Here is a 21,916-nt window from a genome sequence, read left to right as displayed (position 1 = left end):
GGTATGAGGTGAAGCTATGTTAAACCGCGAGCTCGAAGTCACCCTCAATCTTGCCTTCAAGGAGGCTCGTTCGAAGCGTCATGAATTCATGACCGTCGAACACCTGCTGCTGGCACTTTTGGATAACGAAGCTGCCGCCACCGTTCTACGTGCGTGCGGCGCCAACCTCGACAAACTCAAGCATGACCTGCAGGAGTTTATCGACTCCACGACGCCACTGATCCCCGTGCATGACGAGGACCGTGAGACCCAGCCAACCCTGGGCTTCCAGCGGGTATTGCAGCGTGCTGTCTTCCACGTACAGAGCTCCGGTAAGCGTGAAGTCACGGGCGCCAATGTGCTGGTGGCGATTTTCAGCGAGCAGGAAAGCCAGGCCGTGTTTCTGCTCAAGCAGCAGAGCGTGGCCCGTATCGATGTCGTCAACTACATTGCCCACGGCATCTCCAAGGTGCCCGGGCACGGCGATCATTCCGAGGGTGAGCAGGATATGCAGGACGACGAGGGCGGTGAGTCTTCTTCTTCAAGCAACCCGCTGGATGCCTATGCCAGCAACCTCAATGAGCTGGCGCGCCAGGGGCGGATCGATCCGCTGGTGGGGCGTGAGCTGGAGGTTGAGCGCGTAGCGCAGATCCTCGCGCGGCGTCGCAAGAACAACCCGTTGCTGGTCGGTGAAGCGGGCGTGGGTAAAACCGCGATTGCCGAGGGCCTGGCCAAGCGTATCGTCGACAACCAGGTGCCGGACCTGCTGGCCAATAGTGTCGTCTACTCCCTGGACCTGGGCGCATTGCTCGCCGGGACCAAGTACCGTGGCGATTTCGAGAAGCGTTTCAAAGCGCTGCTCGGCGAACTGAAAAAACGCCCGCAGGCGATCCTGTTCATCGACGAGATTCACACCATTATTGGCGCGGGTGCCGCGTCGGGCGGGGTGATGGATGCGTCCAACCTGCTCAAGCCGCTGCTGTCGTCGGGTGATATCCGCTGCATCGGCTCGACCACGTTCCAGGAGTTTCGCGGCATCTTCGAGAAAGACCGTGCCCTGGCGCGGCGCTTCCAGAAAGTCGATGTGTCCGAGCCTTCGGTTGAAGACACCATCGGTATCCTGCGCGGTCTCAAGGGGCGTTTCGAAGCGCACCATGGCATCGAGTACACCGATGAAGCCCTGCGTGCGGCGGCTGAGCTGGCGTCACGCTACATCAATGACCGGCATATGCCGGACAAGGCCATCGATGTGATCGACGAGGCGGGTGCCTATCAGCGCCTGCAGCCGGTCGAGAAGCGTGTAAAGCGTATCGACGTGCCTCAGGTCGAGGACATCGTGGCGAAGATCGCGCGGATTCCGCCTAAACACGTCAACAGTTCCGACAAGGAACTGCTGCGTAATCTGGAACGTGATCTCAAGCTGACCGTATTCGGCCAGGATGCGGCCATCGACGCGTTGTCCACCGCGATCAAGCTATCGCGTGCGGGCCTCAAGTCGCCGGATAAACCCGTGGGTTCGTTCCTGTTTGCAGGCCCCACGGGCGTCGGCAAGACCGAGGCGGCGCGGCAGTTGGCCAAGGCCATGGGGATCGAGCTGGTGCGCTTTGACATGTCCGAATACATGGAGCGTCACACCGTGTCGCGCCTGATCGGTGCGCCTCCGGGCTATGTCGGTTTCGACCAGGGCGGTCTGCTGACCGAAGCGATCACCAAGCAGCCGCATTGTGTATTGCTGCTCGATGAAATCGAGAAGGCCCACCCGGAAGTCTTCAACCTGCTGCTGCAGGTGATGGACCACGGCACCCTGACCGACAACAACGGGCGCAAGGCGGACTTCCGCAACGTGATCGTGATCATGACCACCAACGCCGGTGCCGAAACCGCCGCGCGGGCTTCGATCGGCTTCAGCCATCAGGATCACTCTTCCGATGCAATGGAAGTGATCAAGAAGAGCTTTACGCCGGAGTTCCGCAACCGTCTGGACACCATTATCCAGTTTGGTCGCCTCAGTCATGAGGTTATCAAAAGCGTGGTGGACAAGTTCCTCACCGAACTTCAGGCGCAGTTGGAAGACAAGCGCGTGCAACTGGAAGTCACCGAAGCGGCGCGCAGTTGGATTGCCGAAGGTGGCTACGACGCGGCAATGGGCGCACGCCCGATGGCGCGTCTGATCCAGGACAAGATCAAGCGGCCGTTGGCCGAAGAGATCCTGTTCGGCGAGCTGTCCGACCATGGCGGCGTGGTGCATATCGATCTGAAGGACGGCGAACTGACCTTCGACTTCGAAACCACGGCTGAAATGGCCTGATCGATAGCTACGGGCGCCAATGTGGGAGGGGGCTTGCCCCCGATAGCAGTGTTTCAGTCGCTACATGAGTGACTGATCTACCGCTATCGGGGGCAAGCCCCCTCCCACATTGGTTTTGGGTGTCAGGTAAATAACACACACACACAAAAAAACGCCCGGCATAACCGGGCGTTTTGTATTGACTTGCTTAGCGAGCGCGGTAAGTGATGCGCCCTTTGCTCAAGTCATAGGGCGTCAGCTCGACGCGCACTTTGTCACCGGTAAGAATACGAATGTAGTTCTTGCGCATCTTGCCGGAGATATGCGCGGTTACGACGTGCCCATTTTCCAACTCCACACGAAACATGGTGTTGGGCAGGGTGTCGACGACAGTGCCTTCCATTTCGAAGCTGTCTTCTTTCGACATGCAGTAAAGCCCTCGGTATCCAGTGAATGGCCCGGTGCAACTGCGCCAGGCAAAAGCGGCGTGCATTGTGCCCGAAAAAGGGTGTTCAAGCCAAGGGGTTCTAGTTAAGCGTTACCCATCTTTGATTAATCAGCAGCTCAATGGGCCGATATTGGGTCTTGTAGTTCATCTTTTTGCAGTTTTTGATCCAGTATCCGAGGTACACCGCCTCCAGTTCCAGGCGCAGCGCTTCACCTATTTGCCAGAGAATCGCAAAGCGCCCCAGGCTGCGGCGTTCTTCGGCGGGCTCATAGAAGGTGTACACCGCCGACAGCCCATTGGGCAGCAGGTCGGTCACCGCCACGGCCAGCAACCGTCCGTCGAGGCGAAATTCGTAGAAGCGCGAAAAAGGCAGGTCACGCACCAGGAACGTGGAAAATTGATCGCGGCTGGGCGGGAACATATCGCCGTCGGCATGGCGTTGTTCGATGTAGCGTTGATAGAGGTCGAAATATTCTTCGCTGTACTGCGGCTTGACCGCGTTTACCGTCAGGTCGGCGTTGCGCTTGAGAATGCGCTTCTGGTTGCGATCCGGTAAAAACTGCGCCACCGGGATGCGCGCCGGCACGCAGGCGTTGCAGTTCTGGCAATGCGGTCGGTACAGGTGATCGCCGCTGCGCCGAAAGCCCATCTCCGACAGGTCGGCGTACACATGCACATCCATCGGCTGGCTGGGATCGAGGAACAGTGTGGTGGCCTGCTCGTCGGGCAGATAGCTGCAAGAGTGGGCTTGAGTGGCATAAAACTTCAAGCGCGCCAACTCGGTCATGATCAACCCTCGGAATAAGCTTTGAAATAAGTGTAAGCCAGGTACGCGGATGGCGCCTAAGAAACCCACGGCCCCGAGCTGGGCTGGTCCAAATGATCGCGCAGATACCCGGCGAATTCGCTGCGCGGTATGCCGCGTGCGCCCAGGCTGTGCAGATGATCATTGGGCATCTGGCAGTCAATCAGCACAAACCCCCAGGCCTGCAATTGCCGGGTCAGCGTGGCGAAGCCGAATTTCGAGGCGTTGTCGGCGCGGCTGAACATGGATTCGCCAAAAAACAATTGACCCATCGCCAGGCCGTACAGGCCGCCGACCAGCTCGCCCTGGTCCCAGACCTCCACGGAGTGCGCGTAACCACGCTGATGCAGCGCCAGGTAGGCGCTCTGGATGCTTTCGGTGATCCAGGTGCCGTCTGCATACGCACGAGGCGCCGCGCAGGCCTGGATGACCGCTGCGAAATCCTGATCAAACGTCACGCTATAGCGCTGTTGGCGCAATAATTTGCCTAGGCTGCGCGAGACGTGCAGCTCGTCGGGGAAGATCACCGTGCGTGGGTCGGGTGACCACCAGAGAATCGGCTGGCCTTCGGAGAACCAGGGAAAGCAGCCGTGGCGATAGGCCTGGATCAATCGTTCGGCCGACAGGTCGCCGCCGGCGGCAAGCAGGCCATTGGGTTCGCGCATGGCCTTGGCCAGTGGCGGGAATGTCAGGGTGTCGCGTTGTAACCAGGTCAGCATGGCATCCAGGCTTACGGAAGGGGAGGGGAGTGGCAGGTCGGGCGCCTGCCCCAGGACCTGATTATTGTCGACGCAGCGCCTCGGGGCCAGCGCAAATGGCCGCTCGAGCTGGTTTAGCGTGTAAGGGTGTTTCTGCAACTCTGCGTATAAGGTGCGGTCGTAATCGGGTCTGGCCAATGCAGGCCATTTGCCAAGCTTGCCTTGATTGGTAAATACAGCGCATAAGCCTTTGTCAGCAAAGACAATGCATGCTCAAATTGAACAGGCTGCAACACGTGAACGGCTCAGGCCGCCGGGTGATGGGCAAGTACGTGGCATCGCGCACGCAAACCCGTACAATGCGGCGTTCATGGCGTTATCGCCATTTCATCCATGGGTTATGCAGTGTTAAAAAGTAGATTCAGCAACATTTGTCATTTTTCAGCTGCTCGGATAGAGCAGTCGTGTGCAGTCATTCAACAGATGGACGCGCTAAAAGGCGCAGGAAAAGACCCGTTTTGAAGAAATCCGCCGCAACACCCAAAGCAGCAGTCGTGCCGGCCTGGCGTCAGCACCTGCATTACCGACTCAAGGAAGGTGCGCTGATCGCAATCGGCGCGCTGTGCCTGTTCCTGATGATGGCCTTGCTCACCTACGGCAAGGACGATCCCGGCTGGAGCCATAACAGCAAAATCGATGACGTGCAGAATTTCGGTGGCCCGGTGGGTTCCTACAGCGCCGATATCCTGTTCATGATTCTCGGTTATTTCGCGTACATCTTTCCGCTGTTGCTGGCGATCAAGACCTGGCAGATTTTCCGCCAGCGTCACGAGCCTTGGCAGTGGAGCGGCTGGCTGTTCTCCTGGCGCCTGATCGGGCTGGTGTTCCTGGTGTTGTCCGGCGCGGCCCTGGCCCATATCCATTTCCATGCACCGACCGGTCTGCCGGCGGGCGCGGGCGGGGCGCTGGGCGAAAGCCTGGGCGACCTGGCGCGGCGCACCCTGAATATCCAGGGCAGCACGCTGATGTTCATCGCGCTGTTCCTGTTCGGTCTCACGGTGTTCACCGACCTGTCGTGGTTCAAAGTGATGGACGTGACCGGCAAGATCACCCTTGACCTGTTCGAGTTGTTCCAGGGCGCCGCCAACCGCTGGTGGGCGGCGCGTGTGGAGCGCAAGCAGATGGTTGCGCAACTGCGCGAAGTGGACACACGCGTCAACGAAGTGGTGGCCCCAAGCACGCCGGACCGCCGCGAGCAGGCCAAGGTCAAGGAGCGCCTGATCGAGCGCGAACAGGCCCTGAGCAAGCACATGTCGGATCGCGAGAAGCAGGTGCCGCCGGTGATCGCACCCGCGCCGCCCAAGGCGCCCGAGCCCAGCCACCGCGTGCAGAAAGAGAAACAGGCGCCGCTGTTCATCGACAGCGCCGTCGAAGGCACCTTGCCGCCGATCTCGATTCTTGACCCTGCGGAAAAGAAACAACTCAATTACTCGCCCGAATCCCTGGCGGCCGTCGGCCACCTGCTGGAAATCAAGCTCAAGGAGTTCGGCGTCGAAGTGTCGGTGGACTCGATTCACCCGGGCCCTGTGATTACCCGTTACGAGATTCAGCCGGCCGCAGGCGTCAAGGTCAGCCGCATTTCCAACCTGGCCAAGGACCTGGCCCGCTCCCTGGCCGTGACCAGCGTGCGCGTGGTGGAAGTGATTCCCGGCAAGACCACCGTGGGCATCGAGATTCCCAACGAAGACCGCCAGATCGTGCGTTTCTCCGAGGTACTGTCGACCCCGGAATACGACAACTTCAAATCGCCGGTCACCCTGGCCCTCGGCCATGATATCGGCGGCAAGCCGGTAATCACCGACCTGGCGAAAATGCCGCACCTGCTGGTGGCCGGTACCACCGGTTCAGGTAAGTCGGTGGGCGTGAACGCAATGATCCTGTCGATCCTGTTCAAATCGGGCCCGGACGACGCCAAGCTGATCATGATCGACCCGAAAATGCTTGAGCTGTCGATCTACGAAGGCATTCCGCACCTGCTCTGCCCGGTAGTGACCGACATGAAGGACGCCGCCAACGCCCTGCGCTGGAGCGTCGCCGAGATGGAGCGTCGCTACAAGCTGATGGCGAAGATGGGCGTGCGTAACCTGTCCGGCTTCAACGCCAAGGTCAAGGAAGCCCAGGACGCCGGTACGCCGCTGACCGACCCGCTGTACAAGCGCGAGAACATTCACGACGAAGCGCCGCTTTTGACCAAGCTGCCGACCATCGTGGTGGTGGTCGACGAATTCGCCGACATGATGATGATCGTCGGCAAGAAGGTCGAAGAACTGATCGCGCGTATCGCCCAGAAGGCCCGTGCGGCCGGGATCCACCTGATCCTCGCCACCCAGCGGCCGTCGGTGGATGTGATCACCGGTCTGATCAAGGCCAACATTCCTACGCGTATGGCGTTCCAGGTGTCGAGCAAGATCGACTCGCGGACCATCATCGACCAGGGCGGCGCCGAGCAACTGCTGGGCCACGGTGACATGCTCTACATGCCGCCCGGCACCAGCCTGCCGATCCGTGTCCACGGGGCGTTCGTTTCCGACGATGAAGTGCATCGCGTGGTGGAAGCCTGGAAACTGCGTGGCGCTCCGGAATACAACGACGACATTCTCGCGGGCGTGGAAGAGGCCGGCAGCGGCTTCGACGGCGGCAGCGGGGGTGGCGACGATGACGCCGAAACCGACGCGCTCTACGACGAAGCCGTGGCGTTCGTGCTGGAAAGCCGCCGTGCCTCGATCTCCGCCGTGCAACGCAAGCTGAAGATCGGCTACAACCGCGCCGCCCGCATGATCGAAGCCATGGAACACGCCGGCGTCGTCACCGCAATGAACACCAACGGCTCGCGCGAAATCATCGCCCCCGGGCAGATGCGCGACTGATCCCGCGCCGCGTGGCAGCACGCGGCGCGCCCTGACTATTCAATGAGGACTCCCATGCGCATTATCCGCATGCTGTTGTTGCCGGCACTGGCCCTGACCGCCGTTTCGGCCCACGCTGACCCGGCTTCCGTGGCCAGTCTGAAGAACCTGCTGGACAAATCCCAGACCCTGACCGCGCGCTTTTCCCAGCTGACCCTGGACGCCGGTGGCACCCAGTTGCAGGAGACCGCAGGCGAAATGGCCGTGCAGCGTCCCGGCCTGTTCTACTGGCACACCGAAGGCAAGGCCGAGCAGACCATCGTGTCCGACGGCCAGAAAGTCACGCTGTGGGACCCGGACCTTGAACAGGCGACCATCAAGAAGCTCGACCCGCGCCTGAACCAGACGCCGGCGCTGCTGCTGTCGGGGGACGTGTCGAAGATCAACGACAGTTTCGACATCACCTCCAAGCAAACCAGCAACGTCATCGAGTTCACGCTCAAGCCCAAATCCAAGGACACGTTGTTCGACACCCTGTCGCTGTCGTTCGGCAACGGCGTGATCAACAACATGCGCCTGGTTGACAGCGTTGGCCAGCGCACCGATATCCTGTTCTCCGGGGTCAAGGCCAACCAGCCTGTGCCCGCGTCCAAGTTCAAGTTCGACATCCCCAAGGGTGCCGACGTGATCCAGGAATAAACTCCCCAGAGGTTTCAAACGCTGCCCATGGATCTGTTTCGAAGTGACCCGATTGCCCAGCCCCTGGCCGCGCGCCTGCGCTCGACCAACCTGGATGAGTACGTCGGTCAAGAGCATCTGCTCGCTCGCGGCAAGCCCTTGCGTGAAGCCCTGGAGCAGGGTGCGCTGCACTCGATGATTTTCTGGGGGCCGCCGGGGGTGGGTAAAACCACCCTGGCACGGCTGCTGGCCAAGGTCTCGGATGCGCACTTCGAAACGGTCTCCGCCGTGCTGGCTGGGGTCAAGGAGATCCGCCAGGCGGTGGAAGTCGCCAAGCAGCAGGCCGGGCAGTACGGCAAGCGCACCATCCTGTTTGTCGACGAAGTGCATCGCTTCAACAAGTCGCAGCAGGATGCATTCCTGCCGTACGTCGAAGACGGCACGTTGATCTTCATCGGCGCCACCACTGAAAACCCTTCTTTCGAACTCAATAACGCTTTGCTCTCGCGGGCTCGCGTCTATGTGCTCAAGAGCCTGGACGAAGCGGCGATGCAGAAGTTGTTGCAGCGTGCCTTGAACGAAGACAAGGGCCTGGGCAAGCGCCAGCTGAGCGTCAGTGAAGAGGGCTTCAAGATCCTGCTCACGGCCGCCGATGGCGATGGCCGGCGTTTCCTCAACCTGTTGGAGAACGCCTCGGACCTTGCCGAAGACGGCGGCGAGATTGGCGTGGACCTTCTGCAAAGCCTGCTGGGCGACACGCGTCGGCGCTTCGATAAGGGCGGTGAAGCGTTCTACGACCAGATATCGGCGCTGCATAAATCCGTACGCGGTTCCAACCCGGACGGCGCGCTGTACTGGTTCGCGCGCATGATCGACGGCGGTTGCGACCCGTTGTACCTGGCGCGCCGCGTGGTGCGCATGGCCAGTGAAGACATCGGCAATGCCGACCCGCGCGCCTTGAGCCTGTGCCTGGCCGCCTGGGACGTGCAGGAACGCCTCGGCAGCCCGGAAGGCGAACTGGCGGTGGCCCAGGCCATCACTTACCTGGCCTGCGCGCCGAAAAGCAACGCGGTGTACATGGGCTTCAAGTCGGCGCTGCGAGCGGCGGCCGAACATGGTTCCCTCGAAGTGCCGATGCATTTGCGCAACGCGCCGACCAAGCTGATGAAACAGCTGGGTTACGGCGATGAATACCGCTATGCCCATGACGAGCCGGACGCCTACGCGGCCGGCGAAGATTACTTTCCCGATGAGCTCGAGCCGCTGGCGCTCTATCAACCGGTGCCCCGTGGCCTGGAGCTGAAGATCGGCGAAAAGCTCAACCATCTGGCCCAACTCGACCGTCTCAGCCCCCGTCAGCGGAGAAAGTAGTGCTCAAGACGATTCTTGCCGTGTCCGCAGCCGGCATCGCTGGTACATTATTGCGTTTCGCCACCGGCACCTGGGTCAGCGCCCATTGGCCGAAGCATTTCTATGCGGCGACCCTGGCGGTCAACCTAGTGGGCTGCCTGATCATCGGGCTGTTGTACGGCTGGTTCCTGTTGCGCCCGGAAGTGCCGATTGAAATTCGCGCCGGCTTGATTGTCGGCTTTGTAGGCGGTCTGACGACCTTTTCATCCTTTTCACTGGATACGCTGCGCCTGCTGGAAAGCGGGCAGGCCCTGGTCGCCTTCGGGTACCTGGGCATCAGCGTGTTCGGCGGGCTGCTCGCCACCTGGGCCGGCCTGTCCCTGACCAAACTTTGATAAACGAGAGACCGACATGCTCGATTCCAAACTGTTACGTAGCAACCTTCAGGACGTAGCGGACCGCCTGGCATCCCGTGGCTTTGCCTTGGATGTTGCGCGCATCGAAGCGCTGGAAGAACAGCGCAAGACCGTCCAGACCCGCACCGAGGCACTGCAGGCTGAGCGGAATGCGCGTTCCAAATCCATCGGTCAGGCCAAGCAGCGCGGCGAAGACATCGCGCCGTTGATGGCGGACGTCGAGCGCATGGGCACCGAGCTGTCCGACGGCAAACTCGAGCTGGACAAAATCCAGTCCGAACTGGATTCGATCCTGTTGGGCATCCCCAATATTCCCCATGAGTCGGTGCCGATTGGCGAGGACGAAGACGGCAACGTCGAAGTGCGCCGCTGGGGCACGCCGAAAGCCTTCGATTTCGAGATCAAGGACCACGTGGCCCTCGGCGAATTGACCGGCGGCCTGGATTTCGAGACCGCCGCGAAAATGTCCGGCGCACGCTTTGCTTTGCTGCGCGGCCCGATCGCCCGCATGCACCGTGCCCTGGCGCAGTTCATGATCAACCTGCACACCGCCGAGCACGGTTACGAAGAAGCCTACACGCCTTACCTGGTGCAGGCGCCGGCGCTGATGGGCACCAGCCAGTTGCCGAAATTCGAGGAAGACCTGTTCAAGATCAGCCGCGACGGCGAAGCCGACCTGTACCTGATCCCGACCGCCGAAGTGTCGCTGACCAACATCGTTGCCGGGGAAATCCTTGATGCCAAGCAATTGCCGTTGAAGTTCGTGGCCCACAGCCCGTGCTTTCGCAGTGAAGCCGGTGCATCCGGTCGCGATACGCGCGGCATGATTCGCCAGCACCAGTTCGACAAGGTCGAGATGGTCCAGGTGGTCGAGCCTTCGACGTCGATGGAGGCGCTGGAGGGCCTGACTGCCAACGCCGAGCGCGTCCTGCAGTTGCTGGAGCTGCCGTACCGCGTACTGGCGCTGTGCACCGGCGACATGGGATTCAGCGCCGTGAAGACTTACGACCTCGAAGTGTGGGTGCCGAGCCAGGACAAATACCGCGAGATTTCGTCGTGCTCCAACTGCGGTGATTTCCAGGCCCGGCGCATGCAGGCGCGGTTCCGTAATCCGGAAACCGGCAAGCCGGAGCTGGTGCACACCCTCAACGGTTCGGGCCTGGCCGTAGGCCGTACGCTGGTGGCCGTGTTGGAAAACTACCAGCAGGCCGACGGTTCGATCCGCGTGCCTGAGGTGCTCAAGCCGTACATGGGCGGCGTCGAGGTCATCGGCTAAATGGAATTTCTGCCGCTGTTTCATAACCTGCGCGGCAGTCGTGTGTTGGTCGTCGGTGGGGGGGAGATTGCCTTGCGCAAATCCCGCCTGCTGGCTGACGCCGGCGCAGTGCTGCGGGTGGTTGCTCCCCAGATCGAAGACCAGTTGCGTGAACTGGTACTGGGCAGTGGCGGGGACCTGATGTTGCGCGGTTATCAGGAGGCCGACCTCGACGGTTGCGTGCTGATCATCGCCGCCACCGACGACGAGCCACTGAACGCGCAGGTGTCCAGTGATGCCAAGCGTCGCTGTGTACCGGTCAATGTGGTGGATGCGCCAGCCTTGTGCAGCGTGATCTTCCCGGCGATCGTCGACCGTTCGCCGTTGGTGATTGCGGTGTCCAGTGGCGGCGATGCGCCGGTGCTGGCGCGCTTGATCCGCGCCAAGCTGGAGACCTGGATTCCGTCCACCTATGGCCAATTGGCCGGGTTGGCGGCGCGTTTTCGTGCCCAGGTCAAAGGCTTGTACCCGGATGTGCAGCAGCGTCGCGCGTTTTGGGAAGAAGTCTTCCAGGGTCCGATTGCCGACCGCCAATTGGCCGGGCAGGGCGCTGAGGCCGAGCGCCTGCTGATCGAAAAGGTCAATGGCGCACCGCCTTACGCACCGGGTGAGGTGTACCTGGTGGGCGCGGGCCCGGGCGATCCGGACCTGCTGACCTTCCGCGCCTTGCGCCTGATGCAGCAAGCCGACGTGGTGTTGTATGACCGTCTGGTGGCCCCGGCGATTCTGGAGCTGTGCCGCCGTGATGCCGAGCGCGTGTATGTCGGCAAGCGTCGCGCCGAGCATGCCGTGCCCCAGGACCAGATCAACCAGCAACTGGTGGACCTGGCCAAGCAAGGCAAGCGCGTGCTGCGTCTCAAGGGCGGCGACCCGTTCATTTTCGGGCGTGGCGGCGAAGAGATCGAGGAACTGGCGGCCCACGGCATTCCGTTCCAGGTGGTGCCGGGCATCACTGCGGCCAGTGGTTGCGCGGCGTATGCGGGGATTCCGCTGACGCACCGTGACTATGCGCAGTCGGTGCGCTTTATCACCGGGCACCTGAAGAACGGTACGTCGGACTTGCCCTGGCAGGACCTGGTGGGGCCGTCGCAGACCCTGGTGTTCTACATGGGCTTGATCGGTTTGCCGATTATCTGCCAACAGTTGATCCTGCATGGCCGCGCTGCCGATACGCCGGCAGCGTTGATCCAGCAGGGCACCACCTCCAACCAGCGCGTGTTCACCGGCACACTCGCCGACTTGCCGCGCATGGTGGCGGAGCATGAAGTGCATGCACCGACGCTGGTGATCGTGGGTGAGGTGGTGGTGTTGCGCGAGAAGCTCAAGTGGTTTGAAGGCGCTCAATCTCAGGTCTGAAGCTCAAAAGCATCGGGGGCAAGCCCCCTCCCACATGGGTATGCATTCCAAGTGTGGGAGGGGGCTTGCCCCCGATGAGGCCATCAACTCCAGCCCACCATCCGGATCAGTTCCACACACCTTTGCCACTCAACCGCGCCCGATCATGGCCAACATCAAACCGCTGCAACGGCCCCTTCGGCACAATCCCCGTCGGATTGATGGTCCGATGGCTGGCATAGTAATGCCCCTTGATATGCTCGAAATCCACCGTCTCGGCCACTCCCGGCCACTGATACATCTCCCTTAGCCAGTTCGACAGGTTCGGATAATCGGCAATCCGCCGCAGGTTGCACTTGAAGTGGCTGTAATACACTGCATCAAAACGAATCAGCGTAGTGAACAGCCGTACATCCGCCTCGGTCAGGTATTCGCCGGCCAGGTAGCGATGCTCGCCCAAGTGATGTTCCAGGTGATCAAGCTCGGCAAATACATCATCAAACGCGCTTGCATAAGCCTGCTGCGAGGTGGCGAACCCGGCGCGGTACACGCCGTTGTTCACGGCGGGGTAGATGCGTTCGTTCAGGGTGTCGATGGTCGAGCGCAATGCCTGCGGGTAGAAATCCAGGGTATTGCCGGTCAGTTCATTGAAGGCGCTGTTGAACATGCGGATGATCTCCGCCGATTCGTTGCTGACGATGCGCTTGAGCTTTTTGTCCCACAACACCGGCACCGTGACGCGCCCGGTGTAGTCAGCGGTGTCGGCGGTGTAGCGCTGGTGCATGAAGTCGAAACCGTCCAGCGCGTCGCCGCTTGAGCCGTGGGCCTTGTCGAAGGTCCAGCCGTTTTCCAGCATCAGCCAACTGACCACCGAGACGTCGATCAGGCTTTCCAGGCCCTTGAGCTTGCGCAGGATCAGGGTGCGGTGGGCCCAGGGACAGGCCAGGGAAATGTAGAGGTGATAGCGTCCGGCCTCGGCCTTGAAACCGCCTTCGCCGCTCGGGCCGCGCTGGCCGTCGGCGGTCACCCAGTGACGACGTTGCGCCTGTTCGCGCTGGAAAGCGCCATCTGCACTACTTTCGTACCACTGGTCTTTCCAGTGTCCTTCGATCAGCAAACCCATGACTGGCTCCTTGGCTAATAAGCGTTGGAGCCCAGTCTAAAGGGATGAGTTCGAACTAAAAGCGCAAAGACCGGAGGTGAATGATCGATTAAATCGATTTGTCTCGTGCGTCCCAGTACTGCTTTGCCAGTTCGAACGCCTGCTCGCGGGTGTGTCCAAGGCCGCGCAAGGCCAGGGCCATGGTTGCGATCAGCGCCAGTTGCGGGTAGCTGTCCTCGACGTCGCCACGCCACAGGGCGTTCAGATGCTCGGGCTCCAGGGTCGCCGGTTTGACGTGGCGCTGGGCGGAGAGGGCGGGCCATTCTTCGTCCCAGCTCTGGCCGCCGGTGGTGCCATACAGGTGGCTGAGGGTGTCGGGGTTGATCTCGATCTCGCCGCCGTCGCCCTTGACCACAATCACGTTGTCGCCCAGCAGGCCACTGGCATCGCGGTGCACGCCCTGGTAACCCGGGTGGAAAATGCTTTGCAGGCCGCAACGGGCATTCAGCGGGTTGAGCAGGCGGGCCAGGGAGTGGATCGGCGAGCGCAGGCCCAGGGTGTTGCGCAGGTCGATCATGCGCTGCAACTGGGGCGCCCAGTCGCCCAGCGGGATAAACGCCAGGTTGCCGTGTGCATACGCCGCCTCGACCTGTTGCCAATTGCGGCACAGCGGTATGTGCAAGCGCTCCAGCAGTTGCTCGGTGTACAAGCGCCCCGCCGTATGCGCGCCGCCGCCGTGCATGAGGATGCGCACACCCTGTTGCGCCAGGCATTTGGCCGCCAGCAGGAACCAGGGCAAGTGGCGCTTTTTGCCGGCGTAGGTCGGCCAGTCGATATCCACATTCAGTGCGGGCGGGTTCAACCGCTCGCGTACCGCTTCGGTGAAGCCGGCGAGCTCTTCCGGGCTTTCTTCCTTGTGCCGCAGCAGCATGAGGAAGGCGCCCAGCTGGGTGTCTTCGACTTTTTCGTCGAGCAGCATGCCCATGGCTTGCCGCGCTTCCTCACGGGTGAGGTTGCGTGCGCCGCGCTTGCCTTTGCCCAGGATGCGCACGAACGGCGCAAACGGATGTTCTTCAGGCGTCGAGAGGGTCAGGGGGGCAAAGTCGGTCATAAGCAATTCGTCGGCCTGGGCAGGCCCGCCAGCTTGGCGGCGAGTTTGGCGGGAGTGCCGTTGAACAGTTTATTGAGGTGCAGGCTGTTGCCCTTTTGCGGGCCGAGCTTCAAGGCGGTGTACTTGATCAGCGGGCGCGTGGCGGGGGACAGCTGGAATTCGCTATAGAACTGGCGCAGCAACAGGAGGATTTCCCAGTGGTCCGGGGTCAGTTCCACGGCTTCGGCGCAGGCCAGGGCGTGCGCTACCTCATCGGACCAGTCATCCAGGTCGACGAGGTAGCCGTCCTTGTCCAGTGCCAGGCTACGCGTGCCGACGGTCAGTGTGTTCATAACCAGCTGTTGACCTTGTCATAGTCGATCGACAACTGCACGAACCCCGGATAGTCGACGCTGTCGGCCCAGTCCGGGAGCGGCAGGTTGCGTGCCTGCAGGTCTTCAGCCAGCACAAAAACCTTTACCCCCCTGGTTTGCAGCGCTGCGTTGTGCAGGCCGTAGGCGCCGTCGCCGCACAGCAGGATGGCATCCGCGTTGCCGCACACGCGCAGGCAACTGTCCAGACGGCTGTCGGTAAAGGGGGAGTGGCTCACCACATGTAGAGTCGACATCAGAGGGTAATCACCTGATCGTAACGGTCAATCAGCCTGGAAATGGCCTGGCTGTCCAGGGCCTGCGCATTGTCCGGTGGCGGCAGCCCGCGTGCGGACAGGCTGTGGCCGCAGGCGAACACGTCGTCGATGCCGAACAGGCCCAGCGCCTGCAGGTTGGCGCTCAGATCCTTTTGTTGCACGGCCCTGGCGTCCTGGTGCCGCGCCAGCTGGAACACGCCGTCGTCCAGAAACAGCAGGCCGATAGGCAGATCGAACGCGCCTCCGGCCAGCACGATATCCAGCGCTTCGCGCGCGCTGGGGCCGGACCATGGCGCTTGGCGGCTGATGATCAGCAATGATTGGGCCATCACGCACCTCCAAAACAGATCAGGCGGTCGGCGTCCTGGATCGCATCATGCAACTGCCCCAGGCCCGACAAGGCCCAGGGCGCGTCCAGGTTCACCGCGCTGCGTTGATAGCGCGTGGCTTCCTCGGCATTGAGCACGCCGCGGCGCAAGGCGGCGGCGATGCACACGACGCCGTCGAGTTGGTGGGTGCCGACAAATTCGCGCCACTGGCGCGCGATGTCCTGCTCGTCCTGGGGCGCGACGATATTATTGGAGGCGCTGTACACGCCATCCTGATAAAAAAACAGCCGCACAATTTCATGCCCGCCGGCCAAAGCCGCCTGGGCGAACAACAGGGCGCGGCGCGAGGCGGGCGCGTGGGCGGCGCAAAACACTGCAATCGCGAACTTCATGGAACACTCTGCGAACAAACGTGGGCCAATGATAAAGCCGCCGCGACGAAAAAGCCCGCCGTGATCAAAACGGTCACTGCGCTTGATCGTTCTGACGATTGCCGCCGGCACCGAAGGCTGACTACGCTGTGGCCAGTCCAATCGCAAACGGAGTTTGTATGTCAGGTCCCTTGGCGTCCCTCAAAGTGCTGGATTTTTCCACCCTGCTGCCCGGCCCGTTCGCCTCGCTGATGCTGGCGGACATGGGCGCCGACGTGCTGCGCATCGAATCGCCGACGCGGCCGGACCTGTTGCGCGTGTGGCCGCCCCATGATCACGGCACGTCCGCGAGCCATGCCTATCTCAATCGCAACAAGCGCAGCCTGGCGCTGGACCTCAAGCGGGACGAGGCGCTGCAGATCGTCTTCGAGCTGGTCAAGGGCACCGATATCCTCATCGAACAGTTCCGCCCCGGGGTCATGGACCGTCTGGGCCTGGGGTACGCCGCCCTTAAGGCGATCAACCCCAGGCTGATCTATGTGTCGATCACCGGCTACGGCCAGACCGGCCCCTACAGGGAACGCGCCGGTCACGACATCAACTATCTCGCTGTCGCCGGCGTGGCCAGCCACACCGGGCGGCGGGACAGTGGGCCGTTGCCGCTGGGCGTGCAACTGGCGGATGTGGGCGGCGGGTCCCTGCATGCGGTGGTGGGCGTGCTCGCGGCGGTGGTTGCGCGGCAGCACAGCGGCGTCGGTCAATACCTGGACGTGAGCATGACCGACTGCTCGTTCAGCCTGAACGCCATGGCCGGCGCGGGTTACCTGGCCTGCGGGGTGGAGCCGGAGCGGGAAACCCATGTGCTCAATGGCGGCAGTTTTTACGATTACTACCGCACCCGTGACGGGCGCTGGATGTCGGTGGGCAGCCTGGAACCGGCGTTCATGCAGCAGCTGTGTGACACCCTGGGGCGACCGGAGCTCGCGGTGCACGGTGTGAAGCCTGAGCAGCAGCCGGCACTCAAGAGGGCGTTGCAGGTGGAGTTTGAAAAACGCAGCTTTGACGAGCTGTGTGCGTTATTTGCGGGCGTGGATGCGTGTGTGGAACCGGTGTTGAGCATGAGTGAAGCGCTGGCGCATCCGCAGTTGCAGGCGCGCGATTTGATCAGCCAGGTGCCGAGGGGCGATGGTTCGACCCAGGCGCAGATGGCCTGTCCGCTGAAGTTCTCCGAGGGGTTGCCGGCACCACGGCATATCGGGGTGGCGGTCGGTGCGCACAGTGATGAAGTGTTGGTGGAGTTGGGGTTGAGCGCTCAGCGGATTGCGGATTTGCGGCAGGCCAAGGTGATTGGGTGACTGTTCTGGCCTCATCGGGGGCAAGCCCCCTCCCACATTTGGAATGTATTCACAAAACAAAGGTGGGAGGGGGGCTTGTCCCCGATGAGGCCCTCACTCCACCCGAGTCTCCCCAGTGAACACGAGAGTATGCCGGCACCGCCGACACAGGTACCGCCGCCCCTGGCCGACCATCCCATGGCGCTGGGCTGAAAACGCAAAGTCACTGTCGGCACACGGGCACCGGTAGATATAGCGAGTCACTTGGCGACGCTTGATCGCATAGGTGTGACAACGGTCCGGCGGCAGTTCGTAGACCCCACGCATGATCAACTGCCATTCCTCTCCATGGGGCTGGATGCGCTCGCCAAACAGTTGGTGGGCAATCAGGTGCGCCACTTCGTGGGCCACGGTCTGCTTGAGGAAGTGTTGGCTGTTTTCTTGGTAGAGCTGAGGATTGAAGCGCAGCAGGTTTTCGTGCAAATGCGCGACACCGGCTTTCTGGCCCCGCAGCTTGAGGCTGACGGTGGGGCGTTTGAAGCTTCGTTTGAAAAAGGATTCGGCTTGCAGGAAACAATCTTCGACGCGGGTATTGAGTTGCTCGGGCATGCTGTACATATCTCCAGAGACGCCCAGTATGCCGCAAAGCAGGGGGTTTCCGAATCTCTCAGGCGCCGAATGGTCATGCCTGACGCACAAAGCCACCTTTTCGGTGGCTTTGCCTGCATGTCTGGGGCTCAACTGGTGTAGATGGGCCCGACGCCCAGGCCCCAGACGATCACGGTAAACGCCATGATCGCCACCAGCACCACCAGGCCCACGGCCAATACCGAGCTGGAGAACAGAAAGCCTTCATCCGGGTCGATACTCATGAACGTCGGCAAGCCCACATACAGCAGATACACCGTGTAGCAGATCGCTGCGGTCCCCACCACCATACCCAGCCACATGTGCGGATAGAGCGCCGCCAGCCCGCCGATAAACAGGGGCGTCGCGGTATAGGTGGCAAAGGCCACGCAACGCGCCATGCTGGGGTTGGCGTCATAGGTGCGGGCCATCCAGTGAATGAACGCGCCCATCACCGCCACACCGCCCAGCATGGCGGCGTACGACATCATGGTCATCCACAGCGCGCTTTCCTGGGTAAGCATGACCGGGGCGCGGTTGCCGATGACCCAGCCGACCCGGGTGGTGCCGATAAACGCGGAGATGGCGGGGATCGCTGCGAGGACCAGCGTGTGAGTGAGGTACATGTGGCTGATGCTTTCTTCTTTATCGCCACGAATTTCCCGCCATTCCTGATCGGGATGGGTAAACAGCCCCACGACGTGATGGATCATGCTGGTCACTCCTGTCGTTATTCCTATCGCCCCCATCGGAGCGCCCACCGGCCAACTGGCCTGCAAGGTCTGGATAGTTGTGCGACCTCACGTCGCAGTATAGGAAGTGATACCCGGGAAAACTGTAGGGCCTTTAGAGTAAATCGCGCTGTAAATGCGGCGCTTAATCGCCACGTGGTCTGTCGATGACAACGCGATCCAGTGTGGGAGGGGGCTTGCCCCCGATGGCAGTGCGTCAGTCGAGGTAGTTGCTACTGCTACACCGCAATCGGGGGCAAGCCCCCTCCCACATTGGAACTCGGTCGTTCATGAAGGTAAAATGCTGCGCTTTTCGTCACACACCTTTAGCGGATCCAAGCGCCATGGGCACTCTTACGGTCAACCAGAACAAACTGCAAAAACGCCTGCGTCGCCTGGCCGGTGAAGCGGTCGCTGATTTCAACATGATCGAGGAGGGCGACAAGGTCATGGTCTGCCTCTCCGGCGGCAAAGACAGCTACACCCTGCTCGACGTGCTGCTGCACCTGCAAAAGGTCGCACCGATCAAGTTCGAGATCGTTGCCGTCAACATGGACCAGAAGCAGCCCGGCTTTCCCGAGCATGTGCTGCCGGCCTACCTGAACGAGCTGGGCGTCGAGTACCACATTGTCGAGAAAGACACGTATTCGGTGGTCAAGGAACTGATTCCGGAAGGCAAGACCACCTGCTCGCTGTGCTCGCGCCTGCGGCGTGGCACGCTCTATACCTTTGCCGATGAGATCGGCGCGACCAAGATGGCCCTGGGGCATCATCGCGACGACATCGTCGAAACCTTCTTCCTGAATATGTTCTTCAACGGTTCGCTCAAGGCCATGCCGCCCAAACTGCGCGCCGATGACGGACGCAACGTGGTGATCCGCCCGCTGGCGTATTGCAACGAGAAGGACATCCAGGCTTATTCCGACTTCAAGCAATTCCCGATCATTCCGTGCAACCTGTGCGGCTCCCAGGAAAACCTGCAGCGCCAGGTGGTCAAGGACATGCTGCAGGAGTGGGAGCGCAAGACCCCGGGGCGCACCGAGAGTATTTTTCGCAGCCTGCAGAATGTGATCCCGTCGCAACTGGCCGATCGCAACCTGTTCGACTTCGCCAGCTTGAAAATCGATGAGACGGCCGCCTCGCGTTTCGTCAATGTAGTGAACCTCTGAGCCGCATCGAGGCTCTAGTACACGGCGCTTGCGGGCGCCGTTTTCCATTCAACTGCCAGGAGAGGGCATGCGCGATTACAAGTGGCTGCACGAATATTGTCTGAACCGCTTCGGTTCGGCGGCCAAGCTGGAAGCCCATCTGCCTGCGCCCAAGACCCCGGCACAACTGCGCAGGATCAGCGATGATCGCTACCTGTCGACCCTGGCGCTGCGAGTCTTTCGTGCGGGCTTGAAACACAGTGTGGTCGACGCGAAATGGCCCGCGTTCGAACAGGTGTTTTTCGGCTTTGATCCGGAAAAAGTCGTACTGATGGGCGCCGAACATCTGGAACGGCTGATGCAGGACACGCGCATCATCCGCCACCTGGGCAAGCTCAAGAGCGTGCCGCGCAACGCGCAGATGATCCTGGATATCGAGCAGGAAAAGGGCAGCTTCGGTGCGTTTGTCGCCGACTGGCCGGTGACCGATATCGTTGGGCTGTGGAAATACCTGAGCAAGCACGGCCACCAGTTGGGCGGGCTGTCGGCCCCGCGTTTCCTGCGCATGGTAGGCAAGGATACGTTTGTACCGAGCGATGACGTGGTGGCGGCGCTGAATGCGCAGAAGATCGTCGACAAGGCGCCGACCAGCCTGCGGGATTTGGCGACGGTGCAGGGCGCGTTCAACCAATGGCATGCCGAGAGTGGGCGGCCAATGTGCCAGTTGTCGATGATGCTGGCCTACACCGTCAACCACTGATCGTTGATCGTTCCCACGCTCTGCGTGGGAATGCATCCTGTGACGCTCTGCGTCACCCTTACACAAGGTCTGGGACGCGGAGCGTCCGGGGCAGCATTCCCACGCGGAGCGTGGGAACGATCGTCAGAGTGTGTCAATCGGCGAGTCGCCGATTCAACTGATGCCGCCAGCGCACATACAAGAGCGCCGTACAAAACACCGCCAGGCTCGCCAGCATTTCCAGCACTCCGAAGCCCTGGCGGTTCGGGTCATACGCGGCCAGTGCGCCCTTGATGAAATACAGGTTCACCACAAAGCACATCCACGAATGCCCACGCGCGCTGCCTGTGATCATCCCTGGCGCCAGCACCAGCAGCGGCACCAGTTCGATCAGCAGGATCACCCACGGGCGCGCCCCGTGCAGGTCGGCGACGAACAGGTAATACGCGCACAACAAGCCCACCAGGCCGAAAAACGCCAGCAGACTCAGTGCGCGCGCCAGCTTGACCCGTGGTTCCAGCCACGCCTGGGACGGCAGGACCTTAGGCTTTCTGGCCAACGCCGTTCTCCAGCAGTGTGGCGGTCTTGGCCAGACGCAGGCCCAGGGCGCGGCACAGACTGATTTCATGCGGGTCGAGCAGACGCTTGCCGTCAGGCCCGGCGTGGTGGCTGGCGCCATAGGGCGTGCCGCCGCCCTGGGTGTCGAGCAGCGCCTGTTCGCTGTAGGGCAGGCCGGTGATCAGCATGCCGTGGTGCAGCAGCGGCAGCAGCATCGACATCAGAGTGGTCTCCTGGCCGCCGTGCAGGCTGGCGGTGGAGGTGAACACGCCGGCGGGCTTGCCGACCAGGGCGCCGGTGAGCCACAGGTTGCTGGTGCCGTCGAGGAAGTACTTGAGCGGCGCGGCCATGTTGCCGAAACGGGTCGGGCTGCCCAGGGCCAGGGCCGAGCAGTGTTTCAGGTCATCCAGGCTGGCATACAGCGCGCCTTCGTCCGGGATACTCGGCGCCACGGCCTCGCACTCGGTGGAGATCGCCGGCACGGTGCGCAGCCGGGCTTCCATGCCGCCTTGCTCGACGCCCCTGGCAATCTGCCGGGCCATTTCGCTGACCGAGCCATTGCGGCTGTAATACAACACCAGCACGTAGGGCGCAGTCACGGCAGGATCTCCAGCACGTTTTCCGGCGGGCGGCCAATGATGGCTTTATCGGCGGTTTCCAGGATCGGGCGTTCCATCAACTTGGGGTGTGCAGCGATGGCGGCGATCAGTTGCGCTTCGCTGAGGCTGGCGTCGGCCAGGTTGAGGCTTTTGTATTCATCTTCGCCGGTGCGCAACAATTGGCGGGCATTGAGGCCAAGTTTGGCCAGCAGGGCCTGCAATTGTGCCGCGTTCAGCGGCGTTTCCAGATAGCGCACCACGGTTGGCGTGAGGCCGCGAGCTTCGAGCAGTTCAAGCGCACCGCGGGATTTCGAGCAGCGCGGGTTGTGATAAAGCGTCAGATCGGTCATGTGCGGGTCGCATCTTGCGTAAGGTGGCGGGTATTCTACCCGTGCTGGCGCCTGTCCTTAAACCGTCAGAGG

The 21,916-nt window shown here is 61.6% G+C and carries 24 protein-coding genes; 10 read left to right on the top strand and 14 right to left on the bottom strand.

Features of this window, described 5'->3' with window-relative positions; translation table 11 throughout:
• Nucleotides 1-16 precede the first annotated feature (16 nt).
• Entirely contained in the window at nucleotides 17-2,287 is a 2,271-nt protein-coding gene (gene clpA / locus J1G34_RS05770) for an ATP-dependent Clp protease ATP-binding subunit ClpA (RefSeq protein WP_065884964.1), read from the top strand.
• A 187-nt stretch (nucleotides 2,288-2,474) separates the two neighbouring features.
• On the opposite strand, the gene infA is transcribed toward clpA, so the two are convergent.
• The 3 genes from infA to aat all read right to left on the bottom strand — a co-directional run bounded on the left by infA (nucleotide 2,475) and on the right by aat (nucleotide 4,238).
• A complete protein-coding gene (gene infA, locus J1G34_RS05765; RefSeq protein WP_002553999.1) occupies nucleotides 2,475-2,693 on the bottom strand; it encodes a translation initiation factor IF-1 in 219 nt (72 codons plus the stop codon).
• Nucleotides 2,694-2,793: 100 nt separating this feature from the next.
• Entirely contained in the window at nucleotides 2,794-3,501 is a 708-nt protein-coding gene (locus J1G34_RS05760; RefSeq protein WP_065884965.1) for an arginyltransferase, read from the bottom strand.
• 56 nt (nucleotides 3,502-3,557) lie between these two features.
• On the bottom strand, nucleotides 3,558-4,238 hold the full coding sequence (gene aat, locus J1G34_RS05755) for a leucyl/phenylalanyl-tRNA--protein transferase (RefSeq protein WP_065936044.1): 681 nt from the start codon (nucleotides 4,236-4,238) through the stop codon (nucleotides 3,558-3,560).
• Nucleotides 4,239-4,735: 497 nt separating this feature from the next.
• On the opposite strand from aat, the gene J1G34_RS05750 reads away from it, so the two are divergent.
• Genes J1G34_RS05750 through cysG form a run of 6 tightly spaced genes read left to right on the top strand, consistent with a single transcriptional unit; the run spans nucleotide 4,736 to nucleotide 12,238 of the window.
• Nucleotides 4,736-7,144 (top strand): DNA translocase FtsK, encoded by a 2,409-nt coding sequence (locus J1G34_RS05750; protein ID WP_065884967.1) that lies wholly within the window; start codon nucleotides 4,736-4,738, stop codon nucleotides 7,142-7,144.
• A gap of 54 nt (nucleotides 7,145-7,198) precedes the next feature.
• Nucleotides 7,199-7,822, top strand: a complete 624-nt coding sequence (lolA, locus tag J1G34_RS05745) for an outer membrane lipoprotein chaperone LolA (RefSeq protein WP_065894944.1) — start codon at nucleotides 7,199-7,201, stop codon at nucleotides 7,820-7,822.
• Between the two features lie 27 nt (nucleotides 7,823-7,849).
• Complete coding sequence (locus tag J1G34_RS05740; protein ID WP_065894945.1) at nucleotides 7,850-9,172, top strand: replication-associated recombination protein A; 1,323 nt, start codon at nucleotides 7,850-7,852, stop codon at nucleotides 9,170-9,172.
• On the top strand, nucleotides 9,172-9,546 hold the full coding sequence (crcB, locus tag J1G34_RS05735) for a fluoride efflux transporter CrcB (protein WP_057721801.1): 375 nt from the start codon (nucleotides 9,172-9,174) through the stop codon (nucleotides 9,544-9,546). Before J1G34_RS05740 ends, crcB begins: the two co-directional genes overlap by 1 nt.
• 16 nt (nucleotides 9,547-9,562) lie before the next feature.
• Nucleotides 9,563-10,843, top strand: coding sequence for a serine--tRNA ligase (serS, locus tag J1G34_RS05730; RefSeq protein ID WP_065936043.1), 1,281 nt, complete (start codon nucleotides 9,563-9,565; stop codon nucleotides 10,841-10,843).
• Nucleotides 10,844-12,238, top strand: a complete 1,395-nt coding sequence (gene cysG, locus J1G34_RS05725; RefSeq protein ID WP_065894947.1) for a siroheme synthase CysG — start codon at nucleotides 10,844-10,846, stop codon at nucleotides 12,236-12,238. It begins immediately after the preceding gene.
• Nucleotides 12,239-12,344: 106 nt separating this feature from the next.
• Here the strand turns inward: cysG and J1G34_RS05720 are convergent, their stop codons facing one another.
• The 6 genes from J1G34_RS05720 to tusD form a co-directional block, all read right to left on the bottom strand.
• A complete protein-coding gene (locus J1G34_RS05720; protein ID WP_222993541.1) occupies nucleotides 12,345-13,340 on the bottom strand; it encodes a glutathione S-transferase family protein in 996 nt (331 codons plus the stop codon).
• A gap of 88 nt (nucleotides 13,341-13,428) precedes the next feature.
• Nucleotides 13,429-14,430 (bottom strand): glycosyl transferase family protein, encoded by a 1,002-nt coding sequence (locus J1G34_RS05715; protein ID WP_065936041.1) that lies wholly within the window; start codon nucleotides 14,428-14,430, stop codon nucleotides 13,429-13,431.
• The gene (locus J1G34_RS05710) at nucleotides 14,427-14,762 is read right to left on the bottom strand and encodes a TusE/DsrC/DsvC family sulfur relay protein (RefSeq protein WP_122463781.1); all 336 of its coding nucleotides are present in this window, start codon (nucleotides 14,760-14,762) and stop codon (nucleotides 14,427-14,429) included. Before J1G34_RS05710 ends, J1G34_RS05715 begins: the two co-directional genes overlap by 4 nt.
• Nucleotides 14,759-15,037 (bottom strand): sulfurtransferase complex subunit TusB, encoded by a 279-nt coding sequence (gene tusB, locus J1G34_RS05705; RefSeq protein WP_065933905.1) that lies wholly within the window; start codon nucleotides 15,035-15,037, stop codon nucleotides 14,759-14,761. Before tusB ends, J1G34_RS05710 begins: the two co-directional genes overlap by 4 nt.
• Nucleotides 15,037-15,387, bottom strand: coding sequence for a sulfurtransferase complex subunit TusC (gene tusC / locus J1G34_RS05700; RefSeq protein ID WP_065894952.1), 351 nt, complete (start codon nucleotides 15,385-15,387; stop codon nucleotides 15,037-15,039). The genes tusB and tusC overlap by 1 nt, the downstream gene beginning before the upstream one ends.
• The gene (tusD, locus tag J1G34_RS05695) at nucleotides 15,387-15,779 is read right to left on the bottom strand and encodes a sulfurtransferase complex subunit TusD (RefSeq protein WP_065884976.1); all 393 of its coding nucleotides are present in this window, start codon (nucleotides 15,777-15,779) and stop codon (nucleotides 15,387-15,389) included. The genes tusC and tusD overlap by 1 nt, the downstream gene beginning before the upstream one ends.
• Nucleotides 15,780-15,937: 158 nt before the next feature.
• Between tusD and J1G34_RS05690 the strand changes: the two genes are divergently transcribed.
• Entirely contained in the window at nucleotides 15,938-17,113 is a 1,176-nt protein-coding gene (locus J1G34_RS05690) for a CaiB/BaiF CoA transferase family protein (protein WP_222993539.1), read from the top strand.
• A 93-nt stretch (nucleotides 17,114-17,206) separates the two neighbouring features.
• Here J1G34_RS05690 and J1G34_RS05685 read toward each other — a convergent pair whose 3' ends face one another.
• Together J1G34_RS05685 and J1G34_RS05680 are read right to left on the bottom strand one after the other, a co-directional pair.
• A complete protein-coding gene (locus J1G34_RS05685) occupies nucleotides 17,207-17,701 on the bottom strand; it encodes a SprT family zinc-dependent metalloprotease (RefSeq protein WP_065894990.1) in 495 nt (164 codons plus the stop codon).
• Between the two features lie 128 nt (nucleotides 17,702-17,829).
• Nucleotides 17,830-18,432 (bottom strand): Yip1 family protein, encoded by a 603-nt coding sequence (locus tag J1G34_RS05680; protein ID WP_222993537.1) that lies wholly within the window; start codon nucleotides 18,430-18,432, stop codon nucleotides 17,830-17,832.
• Between the two features lie 362 nt (nucleotides 18,433-18,794).
• Here J1G34_RS05680 and ttcA point away from each other — a divergent pair, with 362 nt between their 5' ends.
• Both ttcA and J1G34_RS05670 read left to right on the top strand, forming a co-directional pair.
• On the top strand, nucleotides 18,795-19,619 hold the full coding sequence (ttcA, locus tag J1G34_RS05675; RefSeq protein WP_065894954.1) for a tRNA 2-thiocytidine(32) synthetase TtcA: 825 nt from the start codon (nucleotides 18,795-18,797) through the stop codon (nucleotides 19,617-19,619).
• Between the two features lie 67 nt (nucleotides 19,620-19,686).
• On the top strand, nucleotides 19,687-20,358 hold the full coding sequence (locus J1G34_RS05670; RefSeq protein ID WP_065894955.1) for a DNA-3-methyladenine glycosylase I: 672 nt from the start codon (nucleotides 19,687-19,689) through the stop codon (nucleotides 20,356-20,358).
• 133 nt (nucleotides 20,359-20,491) lie between these two features.
• Here J1G34_RS05670 and J1G34_RS05665 read toward each other — a convergent pair whose 3' ends face one another.
• Genes J1G34_RS05665 through arsC form a run of 3 tightly spaced genes read right to left on the bottom strand, consistent with a single transcriptional unit; the run spans nucleotide 20,492 to nucleotide 21,844 of the window.
• Nucleotides 20,492-20,896 carry a DUF2069 domain-containing protein gene (locus tag J1G34_RS05665; protein ID WP_065894956.1) on the bottom strand — a complete coding sequence of 135 codons (405 nt, stop codon included), beginning with the start codon at nucleotides 20,894-20,896 and terminating at the stop codon, nucleotides 20,492-20,494.
• Nucleotides 20,880-21,494, bottom strand: coding sequence for an NAD(P)H:quinone oxidoreductase (wrbA, locus tag J1G34_RS05660; RefSeq protein WP_065894957.1), 615 nt, complete (start codon nucleotides 21,492-21,494; stop codon nucleotides 20,880-20,882). The genes J1G34_RS05665 and wrbA overlap by 17 nt, the downstream gene beginning before the upstream one ends.
• Nucleotides 21,491-21,844, bottom strand: coding sequence for an arsenate reductase (glutaredoxin) (arsC, locus tag J1G34_RS05655; RefSeq protein ID WP_065894958.1), 354 nt, complete (start codon nucleotides 21,842-21,844; stop codon nucleotides 21,491-21,493). The genes wrbA and arsC overlap by 4 nt, the downstream gene beginning before the upstream one ends.
• Between the last annotated feature and the right edge of the window lie 72 nt (nucleotides 21,845-21,916).

The sequence above is a fragment of the Pseudomonas sp. Wu6 genome, assembly GCF_019891515.1.
Taxonomy (GTDB): domain Bacteria; phylum Pseudomonadota; class Gammaproteobacteria; order Pseudomonadales; family Pseudomonadaceae; genus Aquipseudomonas; species Aquipseudomonas orientalis_A.
This window is presented reverse-complemented; position numbering and strand designations above follow the sequence as displayed.

Coding starts and splice junctions, on each gene's coding strand:
- clpA (WP_065884964.1), top strand. CDS start 17: ATGTTAAACCGCGAGCTCGAAGTCACCCTCAATCTTGCCTTCAAGGAG.
- infA (WP_002553999.1), bottom strand. CDS start 2,693: ATGTCGAAAGAAGACAGCTTCGAAATGGAAGGCACTGTCGTCGACACC.
- J1G34_RS05760 (WP_065884965.1), bottom strand. CDS start 3,501: ATGACCGAGTTGGCGCGCTTGAAGTTTTATGCCACTCAAGCCCACTCT.
- aat (WP_065936044.1), bottom strand. CDS start 4,238: ATGCTGACCTGGTTACAACGCGACACCCTGACATTCCCGCCACTGGCC.
- lolA (WP_065894944.1), top strand. CDS start 7,199: ATGCGCATTATCCGCATGCTGTTGTTGCCGGCACTGGCCCTGACCGCC.
- J1G34_RS05740 (WP_065894945.1), top strand. CDS start 7,850: ATGGATCTGTTTCGAAGTGACCCGATTGCCCAGCCCCTGGCCGCGCGC.
- serS (WP_065936043.1), top strand. CDS start 9,563: ATGCTCGATTCCAAACTGTTACGTAGCAACCTTCAGGACGTAGCGGAC.
- cysG (WP_065894947.1), top strand. CDS start 10,844: ATGGAATTTCTGCCGCTGTTTCATAACCTGCGCGGCAGTCGTGTGTTG.
- J1G34_RS05720 (WP_222993541.1), bottom strand. CDS start 13,340: ATGGGTTTGCTGATCGAAGGACACTGGAAAGACCAGTGGTACGAAAGT.
- J1G34_RS05715 (WP_065936041.1), bottom strand. CDS start 14,430: ATGACCGACTTTGCCCCCCTGACCCTCTCGACGCCTGAAGAACATCCG.
- J1G34_RS05710 (WP_122463781.1), bottom strand. CDS start 14,762: ATGAACACACTGACCGTCGGCACGCGTAGCCTGGCACTGGACAAGGAC.
- tusB (WP_065933905.1), bottom strand. CDS start 15,037: ATGTCGACTCTACATGTGGTGAGCCACTCCCCCTTTACCGACAGCCGT.
- tusC (WP_065894952.1), bottom strand. CDS start 15,387: ATGGCCCAATCATTGCTGATCATCAGCCGCCAAGCGCCATGGTCCGGC.
- tusD (WP_065884976.1), bottom strand. CDS start 15,779: ATGAAGTTCGCGATTGCAGTGTTTTGCGCCGCCCACGCGCCCGCCTCG.
- J1G34_RS05690 (WP_222993539.1), top strand. CDS start 15,938: ATGTCAGGTCCCTTGGCGTCCCTCAAAGTGCTGGATTTTTCCACCCTG.
- J1G34_RS05685 (WP_065894990.1), bottom strand. CDS start 17,701: ATGCCCGAGCAACTCAATACCCGCGTCGAAGATTGTTTCCTGCAAGCC.
- J1G34_RS05680 (WP_222993537.1), bottom strand. CDS start 18,432: ATGATCCATCACGTCGTGGGGCTGTTTACCCATCCCGATCAGGAATGG.
- ttcA (WP_065894954.1), top strand. CDS start 18,795: ATGGGCACTCTTACGGTCAACCAGAACAAACTGCAAAAACGCCTGCGT.
- J1G34_RS05670 (WP_065894955.1), top strand. CDS start 19,687: ATGCGCGATTACAAGTGGCTGCACGAATATTGTCTGAACCGCTTCGGT.
- arsC (WP_065894958.1), bottom strand. CDS start 21,844: ATGACCGATCTGACGCTTTATCACAACCCGCGCTGCTCGAAATCCCGC.